Source organism: Acinetobacter sp. Li1LvA2 (genome assembly GCF_056156705.1).
In genome coordinates this window covers 57,619-75,487 of record NZ_JBSICF010000001.1, presented here as the reverse complement: position 1 = coordinate 75,487, position 17,869 = coordinate 57,619, and the positions used below count along the sequence as shown (strand labels likewise).

Sequence of the window (17,869 nt, the reverse complement as noted above, 5' to 3'; positions counted from 1 at the left end):
TTGGTAACAATGAAATCTAGTTCAATATGACAAAATCTAAAACACGCGGCCCAAGTCTAGAAAAGACGCAAGAAACTAAAAAGAAAATTATTGACTCTGCTCTACAACATTTTATTGAAGTGGGTTTTGCAAGAGCAAAAATTTCAGATATTGCTAAACATGCTGAATTAGGCAAAGGTACAATTTATTCTTATTTTGAAACTAAAGATCAGCTATTTGAAGCCGTAATTGATGCTCTCATCAACGATTCATTTCGTCCTATTCGCGCCTCTGAAATCACTCAAAATGAAACCGTTTACGAGTTTATTTGTAAAAAGATTATTCCCAGCGTTTTAACGCTTGAAACGACGGGTCGTGCTGATATGGCACTCCTAATTTTACGTGAAGGAAATAATTTTCCGCATATCCGTCAAACTTACGTGAATAAGATTTTTTTACCTATTCAGTATGAGCTTCAGCAATTAACCAGTTTAGCGATTCAACGTGGAGAATTATCAGCCACGACTTCCCCACAGCAATTTGCATTGCTTATTGTGAGCCCTATGTGGATGGGTATGATTCACAATGGCATCCTGAATCCAAATGAAGTTTTATCACTTGAAACGCTTTTTCAAGAAAATCTAAAAATCTTGTTTGGAAAATAAAAAGGCAAATGTCTATTTGCCTTTTTAGTTATACATATTTAAAAATTAAGCTTCATGGTCATACCGGCTACCCAAGCATCATCCACTTGTTTTACACCCCCAGCTTGATGCACATATTGAATATTTGGTCGTAAAGCAATACTAGGTGACCATTGAAAGTTATAGTTCAATTCAATATTCAATTCGTCATGCTGAATCGGTGTATATTTCGGATTCGTATAGTCAGCTTCGGTTAATCCCAGCAATTGATTAGATGCATTTTGGCGTTCTCGGACACGATCATTCACATCAAAACGAGCCAGACCTAAACCAATGGTATCATTTGGTCGATGCTCGAATATGCCCTTATACCAAAGCGCTAGTTGCTGTGTGCTTTCAACAACAGTTGTAGATTTATCGTTAAAAGTAAAGTTTGCTGAAATAAATAAACCACGCTTAGGGTCGTCCGCAGACGCAAAAACCTGTTGTTGCGCATTAAGCCAAACACTATGTTTATTATTTTGCCATTTCCGATCTGCTGCATTTGGCTCAATATTACCTTTTTCATCTGTACTAACATTATGTGCATCTGCCGTTGACAAAAATGCACCGACTTTATATTCACCACTTAAGCCATCGAAAAATGCAAGATTGGGTTTCCACGATAGTTCCACAGGAATTAAAATACCTTTACGTTGATCCATATCCAAATTAAAACCATGTTGCTCTAAAGCATTTTCAGGATTGACCTCATAAATCCCTGTTCCAAACCAGAGCGAAGGTAAAAATTGATATTTGGCGTTAATTCCCCATTGGCTTACAGGACTATTAAACCAAATATCTCCTACTGTTTTACCTAACTGACCTCCGCATAACATTAAGTTCTGAAACTCACAATGCGATGCATTAAAATCATCTGAAAGCCCCATACGACCTACCTTAATTTGTAGATCATTATTCAAAAATCCTTTTTTAACCCATGCACTGGTTAAACGCCACCATTGTCCACGGCCATAAATCTCTAGAGCACTACTAAATTGCGGTGCTCTAGGATCACTAATCCGATCAGTAGAAAGTGGTTGTCCATCTCGTTTCGTGAGGCTCAACTGTGCTTGAGTATTTTTCCAACCTGTGATTTTCTCTAAATCTAGACGTGTACCAAATGTCCATTGGTTTGCATTAAATAGTCGTGGTGAATCGTCATATCCTCCAATCAAATTAACAGCACTTTCATTTTGAAAAGCGGCAGTAAATTGATAACCTTGCTGTTCGAGTTGAGTCCGTTTTCCGTTCCAATTGCCCAATATCCATTTTTGATCCTGAGCTAAAGGATCGAAGGCGAATACCGCATTACTTGCTAATGTAAAAGTTGAAATCATCGCAAGCGAAGTCATAGAAAATTTCATTAATGCTGTTCCTTAGCACATTGTTTATTATGAACATAATGCCTTGAATTATTTCAGCTGAATCAACTGCTATACATTTTTAAATGTATTTATCCCTACCTGACCAGCATGCTGATCAAGCTAATTCAAAGCCATAGAAAATATTTAAGAAGCAAAGATAGATTTTAAAATTGTTAATCAACTTGCTTTACTACTGATTTAACTCAACTGTGTTTTAGTTTGCACAACAGACTGTTTCGTTTTAATACCCTGAATTAAAACAGCAAAACCAGAAAGTACAGCAGGAATCATTAACAATGAGAACATCATAGAAAATGGCATACCCGAACTGATCATTGCAGCTCCAGCGAACGCACTTAATATTGCACCAAAGCGCCCAATACCATTCATCCAGCTTGCTCCGGTTGCGCGAGCAGAAGTCGGATAATATCCAGTCGCTAAAGCACTCAAACCAACGGCCCCACCATTAAAGGTAAAACCAAGAATCCATGCAAAAACACACATAAGCACCATATCATGGCCAAAATGCCCTAACCCAAAAGTTGCAAGTGCACCAATCAACATGGCAATAAAAAGAACCAAACGTGGACGATAATGATCCATACACCAGCCAAGAGTGATACTCCCAACAGGACCACCAATTTGAAAGAACGAGGTTACAATGGCAGCTTGAGAAATCGTAAATTGATTAGACTTAATTAAGGTTGGCAACCAGCTACTGCATAGATAGATTAAAAATAATGCCATGAAATAACTGATCCAGAGCATAATCGTGCCATAGCGGTATTTACTAGATAAAATCAGACCTAGACCAGATTTCTCGGTTTTTACTTCATTCAGATAAATTTCTTGATTTAAAAAAGAGGATTGTGGAAATAAGCGTTTTAAAATCGCTTTGATTTTATCTTGTGAGTACGATTGCTTGACTAGATATGTAACTGACTCAGGCATCTTCCAATATAAAAATGGTACTAAAATCAAAGGCAATACGCCGCCTAATATCAACATACTACGCCAGCCAAACTCAGGAATCAGCCATGCTGCTAAAAAACCACCTGCTGCTGCGCCTAAAGAAAAACCACAGTAGGCAACAGTAACTGAAAATGAACGGCGATGATCTGCTGCATATTCTGAAACTAAAGTTGCTGCATTGGGAGCAGCAGCACCTGCACCTAATCCTGTAAGAAAGCGATAAATTAAGAGATGTGTGATATCAGTTGAAAACGCTGTCAGCAAAGTAAAAATACCAAAGCCAAGTACGCTTAAAATTAGCACTGGTTTTCGGCCAAATTTATCTGATAAAGGCCCAGAAACTAGTGCACCTATTGCTAATCCAACCAATGCTGCACTTAAAACTGGTGCTAATTCTTGTGCACTAATGCCCCACTCCTGAATAATCTGAGGAGCAATCAATCCCATGACTACGACATCCAGACCATCTAGGGCAATAATAGCAAAGCAAAAAAATAGAATGAGTTTTTGTAGTCTACCCATCTTATTTTCATTTAATATGCTTTTTACATCTTTCCTTTGTATTTGACTTGTGCTCATGAGTTTCTCCTTATAAAAGCACGAAGTTTCCCTCAGTGTTTTTCTCAAAACACCGTTCCTTAAGGGAATTTTTAAATAACTGCTGTTTAAGGCTTAATTAATGAAGCTAAGTTCACTGGCCTTAAAATTTGATTCACCTGTGACATCACTAAACCTTCAGAGGCTTTCAAATAAATTTGGAAGTCAGGATCTGTATCTCGGGCATAACTACGCTTTTCATAGTCATCCAGACTGTCATAACCCCACAAATGTACGACCTGATTTAACGTACCGATATGACTAATATAAAAACCAAGTGGCTCACCCAAGTGCTTTTTCAAAATAGGCATCGCCAGCTGATCGAATACCTCAAGAAATTTAGGCATACATCTTGGAGTAATATTATAAATTCGATGATCAACAATCGGTTTATGAAACATGAAAAGTCTCCTTAACAGATTGAAAGTTGGCAGAATTAGAATTTTTAGATGATATAAAACCGTTGCCTCCTTTAGCTAAATCGGCAATATGTGATCCTGTGATATAACCAAAAGTCATGATTGGCCCTAAAGTAATTCCTGCACCTGGATAGTTTCCACCCATAATACTCGCACGGTCATTACCAACTGCGAATAAACCTTGAATGGGTTGATGAAACTGATTTAAAACTTCACCAGTAACAGCTGTTCTGATTCCGTCAAATGTTCCTAAATCGCCCATAAACACCTTCACAGCATAAAATGGGCCTTGCTCAATTGGTGCTACACATGGATTTGGTTTGTGATCTGGATCGGCCAAATATCGGTTAAATGAAGTAGAACCACGGTGGAATTCTGGATCTTGGCCTTTAACAGCCCCTTCGTTATAACGCTGTACTGTTTTAACCAACTGCTCAGCATTAATTCCCACCTGCTGTGCCAGTTCCTTTAAACTATTACCTTTAAAGAGATAGCCTTTTTTGATTAAAGATGAAAGTGGCATTGGGGCTGGTTTTGCATAACCTAAACCGTATTTGCTAATCGTTTTATGATCACATATCAACCACATGGCTGTTTCATCAAACTCCTCACAAGCCCTAAATAAATCTGCACCTACATCATGATAAGAGTTTGATTCATTGGTAAAACGTTTACCGTTTTTAAGCACACCAATAATTCCAGGCTTATAACGGTCTAATAAATGTGGGAACACGCCATAGCCATCTGTATAAGGGACTTTTGACACAGGCATCCATGCAGCAGAATCCGCATATTGAATATCCACTACACCACCAACCGATTCTGCAAGGCGACAACCATCTCCTGTATTGGTCTTTGGTACAGGTGAGATGTGTTCACCACCACGTTTCAGGTGCGCGTAAACTTGTTTGAGTCTTGCAATATCATGTGAAAAACCGCCACATGCCAGCACGACTCCGTTTTTAGATTTAATCTGGCAGTGCTGATCTTGTTGTTGAACTTGTACACCAACAACTTTGCCATTTTCAAAATTTAGCTGCTTAACTTCAGCTTCTGTATAGATTGGAATATCTAAATCAAATGCAGATTTAGCCAAACGTGCAGCCAAAGCATTACCACTTGTGACATTAGTACCACGACCATAGATAACCAGTTCTTTTAAATGAATAGCTAATCGCTTTGCCACATAGATAAATGAAGTAAGCGATTTAGTGGCATTAAAAAAATGCTTTAAATCCGCATTAGATGAATTAAACATCATGCCAATAAAGGTAATGGTTTTAAGAGGTGGACGTAGGCGCTTCATATTATCGCCCAAACCACGAATATCATAAGGTACAGCTAGTACAGAGCGACCAATATCAACTCCACCAGGAGCATCTGGATGATAGTCTGGATAAAGTGTCGGAATAAATTTAACTGAGGTGTATTGTTCGAAAAAATTTAGCATTTCAGGTGCATAATCCAAAAACGCATTTACAGCCTCAGCATTAAAAAACTCTTTGGTTTCATGCTTTAAATAGGTCAATGCTGCTTCACGGCTATCTTGTATACCATTTTGTTTTGCATGGTGATTTCCTGGAACCCAGAGTACTCCACCAGAAAAAGCTGTTGTACCTCCGAACACATCGTCTTTTTCAAGGACAATAACATTTAAGCCTTTTTTCTTAGCAGTAATCGCAGTCGACAAACCGCCTGCACCTGCACCCACTACAACCAAATCGCATTCAAGCTGTTGTGGTAATTTGGTATTCATTGTTGTCACTCCTTGCGACAGATCCATGCGTTCACTTGCCTAAAATAGCTGGCTACACCATCCTGATAGTGTTGTATCGAACGCTTTTCTTTTTATTAAACTACGGGGCTATCACAGTTCCGACTAGATCACTTTCTTTTAAATTGAACGATGATCGCGCAAACACATCTTATATCGTTCACTGTTTATAGAATCGTCTCTCCCAACGGTTATATAAGATAAAATGAATAGTCTTAAAATATTGATAAAATTATTTTAAATATAAAAAAACGCCCAATGAGGACGTTTGATTGAAACCACAGAACAATAAACTAAATCATGTCTCGAATTTCTTTGGCTGCCTCTCTTAATAATGGCAAAACCGTATTAATCAGATAGCTATCATTTACTTTCGAGATCGGAGCAACAGCATTTAATCCGGCAATAATATCACCAGTCTGATTAATAATCGGTATCGCAATTGCTGTTACACCCAGCTCATATTCTTCAGCGGAAATACAATAACCATTGTCCTTAATGGTCTGTAATGCAGCTAGAAAACTGGCTTCTTCTGTATATGTATATGCAGTAAATCGTTTGAGTCCATATAACTTAATCCAATTTTTCTGCTCTTCTAAGGATTTATGCGCTAATAAAACTTTACCCGTTGATGAAGCATGAGCAGGAATTCGGTTACCTAGATGGATACCAAAAGGACTTACCCGGAAATGATCGTTCTGCGGGACACTTCTAGCAATCGGAACAACCTCATAATTATCTTGAACCACCACTGAGAAAACTAATGTCGTTTTTTCAGATAAATGATTTAACACAGACTGCGATATTTTTGGCAAATGTGCTGTACTTAAAAAAGCCCCTGAAAACTTAAGTACCTTATGTGTCAACCAGTAATAATATTCATCAGTTTCAAGATAACCTAAAAACTTAAGTGTCTTTAGATATCTACGTGCTGCTGTACGAGTAATATTAGTTCGTTCTGCGACCTGAGTAACATTTAAACGCTGTCGATCTGTGCCAAATGCTTCAAGAATATTTAGGCCCTTTGCTAAACCTGCAATATAGTCATCGTATTTAATCGTCTCTTCTGAGAGCGGATGTTGAATAATCTGATCCCTCATCATTTTCCCTTTTCTAAATTCCCTGTCCGATATTCGCTCAGTATGTCTGAATATCGTCTTCATTCCCAGATTGTATCTAGAGCTCGTTTGGCTAAATACGTATTTTAAGTCTTACAGGAGAACTTCAATATTTAAGCATCTATTTCACAAAGAGAGCTTAGATCAAAACTTAGGATTTAGGAAATGTATTATGTCTAGACTACAAAATAAAGTCTGTATTATCACAGGTGCAGCCTCTGGTATGGGTGAGTCGGAAGCAATTGCTTTTGCACAACAAGGAGCAAAATTAATTATTGCCGACATGAATTTAGAACAGGCTAACCACGTTGCCGAGAAGATCATCATTGCAGGTGGAGAAGCCTTTGCTTTTCAAGTTGATGTCACTCAATTTGATCAGCTCAAACAGTTAGTTGAATTCACTTTAGAGAAGTTTGGACGAATTGATGTACTACTTAATAATGCAGGTATTTTCGACAAATATACCAATAGCTTAGATACGACCGAAGAACTTTGGGATGCAATGTTCGCCATTAATGTAAAAGCCGTATTCAATTTAAGTAATTTGGTTCTACCAAAAATGATTGAACAAGGTTCTGGTGCAATTATCAATATTGCATCTATTGCGGGCCTAGTTGCTCAAATGGGAGGCGCTTCTTATACAGCCTCAAAACATGCTGTAATTGGTTATACAAAACATCTAGCAGCAGTGTATGCCAAACATGGCATCAAAATTAATGCTATTTGCCCAGGTACTATTCGTACGCCAATGACTGCCAAAATGCTAGAAACTCGTCCGACTGATAAAATTCCATTGGATCGTTTTGGAGAAGCGTCTGAAGTTGCTGAGTTAGCTATTTTTCTAGCTTCCGATGAAGCCCTTTTTATGAATGGCTCATGTATTACAATTGATGGTGGATATACTATTATTTAATAAAATATTTTTACTAATCTAATAGAGATATCTATTAGATTAGTTTTAAAAACAATAGTAACTACTTTTAGGGGATTTCATCTTTATTTACTTTTAAGAAACTATTTATACAAGTTTAGTACTCTAGATAAGTTTTTTAGAATCTAGAAAAATACCAAATATCTCATCTTCTTTGACCTTTTTTATATATAAAAACTACGCTAGATAATTCTCCGCTTAGATGTTATTGAAGATGCTCAAGTCGTGCTTAATTTGCCTACTCCCTTATAGATTTATTATTCAGAATATAAAAAGAGACCATGTGTTGGTCTCTTTTTTATTTTTAGATCACCTTTCAGGTCATCTCACCATTGACCAACCTTAAAATCTGCAACCGGTTGCTGTCTTTTAAAGCTTCAGGTAATACACTTAAAGCTATCAATAGATCATAGTCTAATCAGTTATTTCGGTTAGGCTATTTTCGCCATTTCTATACTCCGCTGCTGCAACAGCTTCACCGATTGTTTCGCTTGCCAAGCTAACTCCATCATATCAACATCAGGAATCTGATCATTTTCCATCACCATTTTTCCTGCCACAAACATGGCTTTAATATGTGCTCGCCCACCACTTGCCACTGGCCCAATCGCCATATCATGCAAGCCGAAATAACGCGGATCATCCAATTGATAAACTACTAAATCTGCCTGTTGCCCAACCTCAATTGAACCGACTTGATCTAAACCTAAAATCTTAGCCCCACCTACTGTTCCCCAACGAATAATATCCTCAATAGTTGCGGCATCTGCACCACCCTCAAACAATCCGCCCTCATATTGAGGTATAGCCGACATGCCCTTTCTGGCCCTTTGTAACAGCCATGCGGCATGAGTTTCAGATAACATATCTGCAGCTTCATTGGAGCCCGCACCATCCACTCCAATCGAAATAGTCATACCTGCCTGCTCTAGACTGACCAGATCAGCAATGCCACTGCCCAAACGTCCATTACTCTGAGGGCAATGTGCAATTCCTGTTTGGGTTTGACCCAACAACTGGATTTCGTCAGGTAATAGCTTAACCAAATGGGCAAACCACACATCGCTTCCTACCCAATCTTGCTCTGCACAAAACTGTACAGGTGTCATGCCAAATTTGACTCTAGCTGCATCCAGATAATCCACTGTTTCAGATAAATGGCTATGCATCCGAATACCTAATTGTCTGGCAATCTTGGCACTTTCCCGTAATTGCTGTGCCGTAGTCGAATGCAAAGCTGTGGTGGGTGCCATTACGATTTTCCGAAATGCATCTGAACTCGGTTGATGATATCGCTGTACTAGACGCTCGATATCCTCCATATAATCTTCAAATTTCTCTGGACGCAGTGCTTGTGGCAGTTCACTTTCCAAGCCACGCGTTAGAGTTGCACCACCTCGGCATAATACAAAACGCATGCCTAATTTTTCAGCTTCATCAAATAAAATCGCGGCACCATCAAACGGCATTTGTGGCCAGTATAAATAATGATGATCCGCCACCGTTGCACAACCCGAACGTAATAATTCAATTAAGCCAATGCGTACTGCCACTCGAAATGTGGTTTCATCGAATGCACCACGAAATCGATATGGCGTACTAGCAAGCCATGAGGTTAAGTTTTGATTCAACCCTTGTGGCTCGCCTTTCAATAAAGATTGAAATAAATGATGATGAGTATTTACCCATGCTGGATAAATTACACAATCTTTCGCATCGACAATCTGTTCATTCGGCTGCGCGGTCAGTTGTCCCAATTCAATAATTTTACCTTCTTGAATACGAATATCGGTAAATGATGAACGTGCTGCATCCCCCGATAACCCCGTCAAAATGGCATAAGCATTTTTGATTAAATAGCGATGATTTAAAGAACCATTTGTTGAAAGATCAGAACTCATACTTGTTCACTCTCATGCCATTTACTTAAAAAGAAATGACTTAATAAAGACATCAGCACAAATAGACCCAAGCCTGTGCAGGTGATAAGGAATAATGCTGCAAACATTAATGGTAAATCGAGTTGAAAACCTGCTTGCAAGATTTGATAAGCCAGACCTGCACTAGTGCCACCCGCGCCAGCCACAAACTCGGAAACCACGGCGCCAATAAGTGCCAAGCCAGAGGAAATACGCAATCCACCAAAGAAATAAGGCAAAGCATTCGGCACACGTAAGCGCATTAAAATTTGCCAACGACTGGCTTTATTGATCTGGAAGAGATTGAGCAAACCTTTGTTAACACTACGTAAACCTAAAGTAGTATTGGTCAATATCGGAAATACTGCGACCAACATGGCGCAGACAACCAATGCTAATGTCGTATTTTGAATCCAGATAATCACCAGTGGGGCAATAGCGACAATTGGAGTCACCTGAAACAAAATGGCGTAGGGCATAAAACAGGCTTCGACTACACGGCTTTGTACAAAGACAAAAGCGATCAAGGTGCCAATAACCACAGCGCAGACAAAAGCCAATAAGGTAATTTTTAGCGTGATCAAGAGGCTTCCAAATAACACACTGGACTCTTTAATCATTGCCATAACAATATCGCTGGGTTTTGGCACGACATATACAGGTACTTCAAGCTGTTGAAAACTCAACTGCCAAACCAGTAGGAAAATCAGACCTAACCCTAGTGGAGCTGCAATACGTTGTACCTTTGGATGTTCCATTAATGGTTTAATCATAGCTATGTCCTCCACTTGCCTCAGCTAATAATTGAGATAGATATGAGCATTGTTGAATAAAGACTTCCGAACTACGAAAAGCTTCATCACGTACATAAGGCCCTTCAATTTTTAGATCGGCCACCACACGCCCTGGTCGTGCCCCCATCACAATGACCCGCGAAGATAGATACACTGCCTCATAGATACTATGAGTGACAAAAACCACAGTTAAATCTCGTTCAGACCATAATTGACGAATATCACTATCAAGTTTATGGCGAGTAAATTCATCTAAAGCCCCAAAAGGCTCATCCATTAATAGTAGGTCTGGTTCAGTCACTAGGGCGCGAGCCAAAGAGGCACGCATTTGCATACCACCCGAAAGTTCGCGCGGATAAGCACTGCTAAAGTTTTCTAAACCAACTGCCTTTAACGCAGCCATAACTTTTGGTGTGCTAGTCGATTTCGAAATATGCTGTAAATCCAAAGGTAAACGTACATTTTCTGCAATATTAGCCCAAGGCATCAGCGTTGCTTCTTGAAAGACCATTGCCATTTTGCATTGTGATTGAATCTCAGCCTTGCCATTCCAACGCACTAGTCCCGCAGAAGGTTGCTCCAGATCGGCGAACATTTTCAGTAAAGTACTTTTTCCGCAACCTGATGGTCCAAGTAATGAAACAATCTCACCACGTGCAATATTTAAATCCAAACGTTGTAAAGCATTAGTGCCATTTGGATAGGTCTTCTCCACCCCTCGGACCATAATCATGGGCGTAATAAAATTTGAAGATTCATGTATAGGTGTATCAATTGTTAAAGCAGAATTCATATGGTTTCCCCTTCGCGCGAGTGCCTATTTTGTTAACCCTATAACCCTGACTACTTGGCAGTTTTAACAAACTGTGTGGTGTAAGCAGTTTTCCAGTTGGTTTGAGCTTTTAACAAACCAGCGTTCACCATAAAATCTCGTGTAGCTTTCCAACGCGCATCGGTCATAACCCCAATTCCTTGTGTCTTGGCATCCCCTCCATCAATCAGTTTTAGTTTGCGCATTTGACCTACGGCAAAGGCCAGCAGATCATCTTTCATATTTGGGTTTTCTTTTTTAATCAGACTATTACCTAATCGAGGATCAACTAAATAGTTTTTCCACCCCTCCATGGATGCCTGAACAAAACGGCGCACAACATCTGGTTTGCTTTGAATCAGATCATTACGTGTGACTAAAATGCCGCCATAAGCTGGATAGCCTGCATCAGCAAATAAAAAGAAATTACTTGAAGGGTCAGCTTTTTTTGCCTGAAAGACTTCAGAGGTTGCATAGGCTTGCTGTGCCACATTTTTGCCAGCTAAAAATGGCTGCATATTGAAGGTATACGGGCGAGCCTGCGCTGCATTTAATTTATATTTCCCTTTTAACCACGGCCACCAGCTTGCTTGCCCACTGGTCGAAACAAGAATAGTTTTTCCTTTTAAGTCAGCCAAAGACTTTACATCGCTGTGGGTTAATACACCTTGTGGATCGAACTGGAATGGTGCTGCAACTGCTTTTATTGGGAAATTACTTTCAATGCCTTTTAAGACCTGTAGATCATAATTAATTATAATGTCGGCACGTTTGGACAATAATAAGGTCATATTATTGACCTGTGGCCCACCAATTTTAATATCGACATCGAGCCCGTATTTTTTATAAATCCCTTGTGCAAGTGCCTGATAATATCCACCTTGCTCGGCTTGTGCATACCACGTGGTTTGTAGAACAAGTTTATCGGCAGCATAACTGGTTGAACTGAAAATTGCTCCTACCCCCAATAATGCGCCCACAATAACAGTACGTCGCCCTTTGCCTACATAGTGCTGAATATTCATAAAAAAGCCCCCTAAATCTGTATTGATTTATTTTGCTATTCTTTTTAGGGGGGCAATCAATGTATCAAATGCACATTTCTCTCAAAACCAGATGGTTTTGTCCCCAAAAGAGGAACAGCAAACGCTGTAGAGCAATGTCCCGCATGTTTACCACACACTGACCGCTTATACTCAGGAATGATTTAGCAAGCTCTGTGCCAATTTTGATTTCATTTTGTTTTTCATAGTAATAATCTAATTTAGGCTTATTTTTAATCATGCCTAAATGAATAAACTGTATTAATTATTTTGTTTTATATGCGGCTTAGTGGTGCACAAAGTCATCATTAATGCACTCCACAGGTGCTTTTCTGACATAAGGACTTTTTGATCATTTATCGCTGATTTCCCCATAAATGCAATATCAATACTCCCCCCATCCCAACTTCAAAATTTATCTTTATAAATTGGCATAAAAAGTGCTACATGCTTTCTGTCAGAGTAGAAGCGTTCAGCATAGTATTTATATCAATTGCTATGTGGGTCATTGCTCAGAAAACAGCTCATGTTCTTTATATAAAGTTATCTTTTATTAGGAACGTGCAGCTCTTTTTTGAATGTGACCCATCTCTTTCAATCTATTTGATTGGGTCACGATTATCCAAAATATGAGGTTGAAATATGAATAGCGCCAACATGACTCCTTTAGCTGAAAATGACTACAGCTTAGAAGAACTGCAAAAAGAAGCCCGTATGGGAGCTTTCGGTCAAGAGACCTTTGAACGGGAAGTCCGGGTCATTGATTTATCTAATTTTGAACAACGTAAATATGAAATTGCGGACCAACTTTGGGCCGCAGCTACCGATATTGGTTTCTTTCAAGTATCGAATCATGGGATTCCACTTGAGCAGATTCAAACTGCATTTGAAATGACGCAACAGTTTTTTAATCTGCCAGAATCTATTAAAGCTCGCTACCCACTCAATCGCAATGCAGGTTGGGAAAGTAAGGCACAGGTTCGCCCATCGACCAGCACGCCAGACCAGAAAGAATCTTATCAAATTACCCGCCCACGTATGGAAGGTCTTTATCCTAGTCAACAGGAGTTACCTCATTTTAAAGAGATCATGCTGGAGTTTGAACATGCCTGCTGGCAAGTCGGTATGAAAATTTTATCTTGCTTTGCTTATAAACTAGGTTTTGCCGATAACTTCTTTACTCTCGCACATGACCCTGACCAAGAAAGCTACCAAAGTACCTTAAGAATGCTGCACTACTATGCAATTAACCCTGCTCTTAAAGATCAATTAGGTCTATGGCGTGCAGGAGCGCATACAGATTTTGACTGTTTAACGCTACTGTTCCAACGTAAAGGACAAGGTGGCCTGCAAGTTTGTCCGGGTAAAGATATGGAACAACAACAATGGACCAGCATTGAGCCACGTGATGATGTAATTACCTGTAATATCGGTGATATGCTCACGCGTTGGAGCGATGACCAACTGCCTTCTAATTTTCATCGTGTTAAAAATCCTGAAATAAATGAATATCAAGGAGCACGTTATAGTTTGGCTTTTTTCTGCCAAGCCAATGAAGATATGATCATTGAAGGACCACAAAAGAAATATCCAGCAATTACAGCTAAAGAATATTTAAAACAAAGAATTAGCGCAAATTTCAAAGGAAAGTATTAAAAGAACTGTGTACGGTCAGAGATAGATCATCTCTGACCGTTCTAAAGTTTCAGCAATATATATTGTCATTAATCACTCCTGAACATTTTATTCTTATTCACTGACGTAATATCCCATTCAACTGGTCTGATCTGTTATTAAAAATACGGCTAATTTTAAGCACGTGCGCCAACAAATAGATAAATTTTGTGTAGAATCAAACTATTTATATATTTACGGTGTGTTGCTTATGAGCCCACAAGCTATGCTCAATGGAAAATCATCTCAGGTGACTGAGCAAGCGGTGGAAATCATTTATCAACGCATTCAACAAAACACTTATGCAGTCGGGTCTGCCTTACCCTCACAACGTGAGCTTGCAATTCAATTAGGAATCAGCCGTGCATCTTTGCGTGAAGCATTAACTCGCCTTGCCGCTTTAGGATTATTAGAAATCAAAGCAGGTAAAGGTGTTTACGTTATTTCAAAGCATAGCCAAGCCGCAGAACAATGGGATGGTGAACATCGTGTATCACTTAAAGATTTCTATCAATTACGCTATGTATTAGAAAGCTTTTGCGCATTACTCGCATGTGAGTATTTAACCGAAAACGATAAATCGATCTTACAGCAACATTACCAATCATTAGCGAGTGCAATCAAAGAACAAAATTGGCAAGCAGCCTCTGAATTTGATTATGCATTTCATCAACATATTATTGAACTTAGTCATAATCAATCAATTATTCAAACACTTAAAATACATACAGAATGGATCAAAAAGAGTCAGATCCTACCGTTTGTTCAACCCAATCTGGCATTTAAAACCATTCATGAACATGAATTAATTCTGCAAGCTTTATTTAATCAAGACTCAGCAGCAGCTGAAAAAGCCATGCAAGCACACATTATTGGGGCTGCACAACGTGCTGGTGTGTATTTTTCAAGACATGACAGCACAATATAATCATAAGCTCCAAAGTTGTATTGCTATGCACCACTTTGCTCCATACTTTGAACCACATGAATACCACCTTGTTAGGATTGCTTTTTAATGAGGCAATATTACTGGTATGACCAGTAAAACCAGCCATTAAAATTGGCACACTTCTCGCTTAGAACCGTTTAGAAACTTATTTAAATATTTAGGATCTGAACAATGAATATCGCGATTGTAGGTGCAGGTATGGGCGGTTTAACTGCTGGTATCGCTTTAAAAAATTTGGTCATCAGGTCACAATCTATGAGCAAGCAGCCGAAATATTACCCGTTGGTGCTGCTATCTCGCTTTGGTCAAATGGCGTCAAGTGTCTTAATTATCTTGGCTTAACACATGAACTCCAAGCACTCGGTGGACAAATGGAGTCTTTGGCCTACGTCGATGGGCTCAGCCAACACACCATGACCCAATTTAGTTTGTTACCTTTATATAAAGAAGTAGGACAACGTGCCTATCCTGTGGCTCGAGCGGATCTACAACAATTATTAATGCAGCAATTTGGTCTGGAAGACATCAAACTCGGTATGAAAATGACTGCAATTGAAGCACATCAAGATGATGTCACCATTCATTTTCAGGATGGTTCTCAAATTACAGCTGATCTACTGATTGGTGCAGATGGTACACATTCACTTACGCGGCAGTTTGTACTGGGTCATCAAGTCGAACGTCGCTATGCTGGTTATGTAAATTGGAATGGATTGGTTGATATTGATGAGCAAATTGCACCGGCCATGCAATGGACCACATATATTGGTGAAGGTAAACGTGTATCACTCATGCCTGTTGCACAAAATCGTTTTTATTTCTTCTTTGATGTCCCCCTTGAGGCTGGACTGTCAAATCAGCGTGAATGTTATAAGCAAGACCTTAAAATGCATTTTAGTGGTTGGTGTGAACCAGTACAAAAACTCATTGAGCGTTTAGATGAGCAAAAAACTAATCGTGTCGAAATTCATGATATCGAGCCTTTTATGAATTTTTATAAAGGACGTGTAGTGTTATTAGGGGATGCTGCGCATAGTACTACACCGGATATTGGACAAGGTGGCTGCCAAGCCATGGAAGACGCGATCTATCTTGCTCGTGCCTTACAAATCAATACTTTTGGTTTGTAAGATGCTTTGAATCGCTATCAAAATAAACGCAATGATCGTACTAAGGAAATGGTGTTAAGAGCCCGTAAACGTTGCGATGTGACACATATGAAAGACCCGAAAATCACGCAAGATTGGTATGAATCTCTATATCAAGAACAAGGCAAGCATATCATGCAAGGGATCATCAGTAATATCATTGGTAATCCTCTCGACTAAATATTTAAATGTTCTCCCCCTATATAGGGGAATTTTTTTAACCCATAAAAAGTGCATATTTCGATTAAAATATGCACTCGATGCTATAAAACACAGTTAAAATTTATAAGACAGTGCAAAGCGGTTTTGTAAGAAATTTTTGTCATAGCGAGGTGATGTCTGGATACCTGCAAAATTACTGACGCTGAAACCTTTTAAAGCTCCCGTAAAATTATAAATACCAAACAACATATATTCAGATTGATTTCGACTCGCGACATTTTCCGATTCTTTTAAGTCCATAAATGAATAACGCGCCCCTGCTATCAACTGATCTGTTAATTTACCTTCTAAGGACAACATCAATGCATTACCCGCACCTAAATCTTGAGTACTGGTAAAAAATGGCTGAGCAAAAATCTCACCTGAAGAGGTTTTAGCAGCGTAGGGGGTTAATAATGCCCCATTCAAATAACTGCCCTGATCTGGTTTTATATAGTTATACGCGACTTTTAGACTGGCGGTAGGCATTACTTTAAACGCAGCCTGCACACCGAAAATTTGGCTATTGACCTCTCCTGCAAGTGCTTTGCCCTGATCTTTACCCGAAATATATTGGATTGAAAATTCAGGACTATAATTAAGCTTTGGAATTGCTAAATCAGCTTGGGTATAGATTAGACGAGTGTAGTCGTCATAATTTTGATACCAAAATTGCGTTTTTAAACTTTTATCATTGGCTAAGTTAAAATGCTTTCCTGCACCCACAGACCAAACACCATTGGTTTCTAAATTTGAATTTTGACGAGAAGTTTTGTTGAACTCATCCTCACCATAACTTTTATATTTGTTTACTTTAGTCAGACGCAAGAAATCTTGATTGTTCCCGATCTGTACATCGGCAGCTTGATATAAAAACATCAATACACGACGGTCAGCATAATCGCCCATAAAAGGTAAATTTAGCCGTTGATTACCAATCGTCACTCTGGCCAAATCGTTTTTCCAGCTTACATAAGCTTCTGCTAGACCATCCCTATCTTCTTGTAACTCTGACACTTCATCATTTTCATTTTTATCATCTAGTCGGCGTTGGATGTCGTACCCCACAGCTGCCTGTATGCCATAAAAAGGAGCTGTTTCATATTTAATATACCCACCAATAACGGTGGTATCCTGATTTAAATTATTCACAAAATAGCCATTATTAAGTGAGTAATATGCTGATTTCACTACCCCATGAATACTGCCACACGCAAATGCTGCACCTAAACGGTCAATTGAATCATTACTCGCCTGACAATCCTGCTGTAGATTAAACAGACCATTTAGACTGGTATCAGCAGCCCATACCGGCACAGTAGTAGCCATACTCGCCATGAGTAATGCTGATTTTAATTTAAAATTTCTCATAAAATTCCCCTGTAAGATTTGGTTCAAAAATCGCTTACGGTCTTCCCAAAGACCTGTTTTGACCTTTTTAAAGTCAAAATCCCCCTAACCTATTCATCATTGAATAAGCGACCTTTAAA

At 39.0% G+C, this 17,869-nt stretch carries 14 protein-coding genes and 2 pseudogenes; 5 read left to right on the top strand and 11 right to left on the bottom strand.

Going from position 1 to position 17,869, the window contains the following annotated elements:
- Nucleotides 1-26: 26 nt before the first annotated feature.
- A complete protein-coding gene (locus tag ACS604_RS00350) occupies nucleotides 27-644 on the top strand; it encodes a TetR/AcrR family transcriptional regulator (protein WP_474769432.1) in 618 nt (205 codons plus the stop codon).
- Nucleotides 645-682: 38 nt separating this feature from the next.
- Here the strand turns inward: ACS604_RS00350 and ACS604_RS00345 are convergent, their stop codons facing one another.
- The 5 genes from ACS604_RS00345 to ACS604_RS00325 form a co-directional block, all read right to left on the bottom strand.
- Nucleotides 683-2,017 carry a carbohydrate porin gene (locus ACS604_RS00345; protein ID WP_474770329.1) on the bottom strand — a complete coding sequence of 445 codons (1,335 nt, stop codon included), beginning with the start codon at nucleotides 2,015-2,017 and terminating at the stop codon, nucleotides 683-685.
- 210 nt (nucleotides 2,018-2,227) lie between these two features.
- Nucleotides 2,228-3,580, bottom strand: a complete 1,353-nt coding sequence (locus ACS604_RS00340; RefSeq protein WP_474769430.1) for an MFS transporter — start codon at nucleotides 3,578-3,580, stop codon at nucleotides 2,228-2,230.
- A gap of 86 nt (nucleotides 3,581-3,666) precedes the next feature.
- Nucleotides 3,667-3,999, bottom strand: a complete 333-nt coding sequence (locus tag ACS604_RS00335) for an NIPSNAP family protein (RefSeq protein WP_081173719.1) — start codon at nucleotides 3,997-3,999, stop codon at nucleotides 3,667-3,669.
- Entirely contained in the window at nucleotides 3,989-5,773 is a 1,785-nt protein-coding gene (locus tag ACS604_RS00330) for an FAD-dependent oxidoreductase (RefSeq protein WP_474769429.1), read from the bottom strand. The genes ACS604_RS00335 and ACS604_RS00330 overlap by 11 nt, the downstream gene beginning before the upstream one ends.
- 311 nt (nucleotides 5,774-6,084) lie before the next feature.
- Nucleotides 6,085-6,891 carry an IclR family transcriptional regulator domain-containing protein gene (locus tag ACS604_RS00325; RefSeq protein WP_474769428.1) on the bottom strand — a complete coding sequence of 269 codons (807 nt, stop codon included), beginning with the start codon at nucleotides 6,889-6,891 and terminating at the stop codon, nucleotides 6,085-6,087.
- 190 nt (nucleotides 6,892-7,081) lie between these two features.
- Here ACS604_RS00325 and ACS604_RS00320 point away from each other — a divergent pair, with 190 nt between their 5' ends.
- A complete protein-coding gene (locus ACS604_RS00320) occupies nucleotides 7,082-7,822 on the top strand; it encodes an SDR family NAD(P)-dependent oxidoreductase (protein WP_474769427.1) in 741 nt (246 codons plus the stop codon).
- 334 nt (nucleotides 7,823-8,156) lie between these two features.
- On the opposite strand, the pseudogene ACS604_RS00315 reads toward ACS604_RS00320, so the two are convergent.
- The 5 genes and pseudogenes from ACS604_RS00315 to ACS604_RS00295 form a co-directional block, all read right to left on the bottom strand.
- Nucleotides 8,157-8,231: pseudogene (locus ACS604_RS00315) on the bottom strand (hypothetical protein); the annotation flags it as partial.
- Between the two features lie 40 nt (nucleotides 8,232-8,271).
- Nucleotides 8,272-9,741, bottom strand: a complete 1,470-nt coding sequence (locus tag ACS604_RS00310; RefSeq protein WP_474769426.1) for an amidohydrolase family protein — start codon at nucleotides 9,739-9,741, stop codon at nucleotides 8,272-8,274.
- Nucleotides 9,738-10,532 (bottom strand): ABC transporter permease, encoded by a 795-nt coding sequence (locus ACS604_RS00305; protein WP_002113674.1) that lies wholly within the window; start codon nucleotides 10,530-10,532, stop codon nucleotides 9,738-9,740. Before ACS604_RS00305 ends, ACS604_RS00310 begins: the two co-directional genes overlap by 4 nt.
- Nucleotides 10,525-11,346, bottom strand: coding sequence for an ABC transporter ATP-binding protein (locus tag ACS604_RS00300; protein ID WP_474769425.1), 822 nt, complete (start codon nucleotides 11,344-11,346; stop codon nucleotides 10,525-10,527). Before ACS604_RS00300 ends, ACS604_RS00305 begins: the two co-directional genes overlap by 8 nt.
- Nucleotides 11,347-11,396: 50 nt before the next feature.
- The gene (locus ACS604_RS00295; protein WP_474769424.1) at nucleotides 11,397-12,389 is read right to left on the bottom strand and encodes an ABC transporter substrate-binding protein; all 993 of its coding nucleotides are present in this window, start codon (nucleotides 12,387-12,389) and stop codon (nucleotides 11,397-11,399) included.
- Between the two features lie 660 nt (nucleotides 12,390-13,049).
- On the opposite strand from ACS604_RS00295, the gene ACS604_RS00290 reads away from it, so the two are divergent.
- From ACS604_RS00290 to hpxO, 3 genes and pseudogenes are all read left to right on the top strand, one after another.
- Nucleotides 13,050-14,063 carry an isopenicillin N synthase family dioxygenase gene (locus ACS604_RS00290; RefSeq protein WP_474769423.1) on the top strand — a complete coding sequence of 338 codons (1,014 nt, stop codon included), beginning with the start codon at nucleotides 13,050-13,052 and terminating at the stop codon, nucleotides 14,061-14,063.
- A gap of 229 nt (nucleotides 14,064-14,292) precedes the next feature.
- A complete protein-coding gene (locus tag ACS604_RS00285; RefSeq protein ID WP_474769422.1) occupies nucleotides 14,293-15,009 on the top strand; it encodes a FadR/GntR family transcriptional regulator in 717 nt (238 codons plus the stop codon).
- A 192-nt stretch (nucleotides 15,010-15,201) separates the two neighbouring features.
- A pseudogene (gene hpxO, locus ACS604_RS00280) lies at nucleotides 15,202-16,358 on the top strand (FAD-dependent urate hydroxylase HpxO).
- A 96-nt stretch (nucleotides 16,359-16,454) separates the two neighbouring features.
- On the opposite strand, the gene ACS604_RS00275 reads toward hpxO, so the two are convergent.
- Entirely contained in the window at nucleotides 16,455-17,750 is a 1,296-nt protein-coding gene (locus tag ACS604_RS00275) for a hypothetical protein (protein WP_474769421.1), read from the bottom strand.
- Between the last annotated feature and the right edge of the window lie 119 nt (nucleotides 17,751-17,869).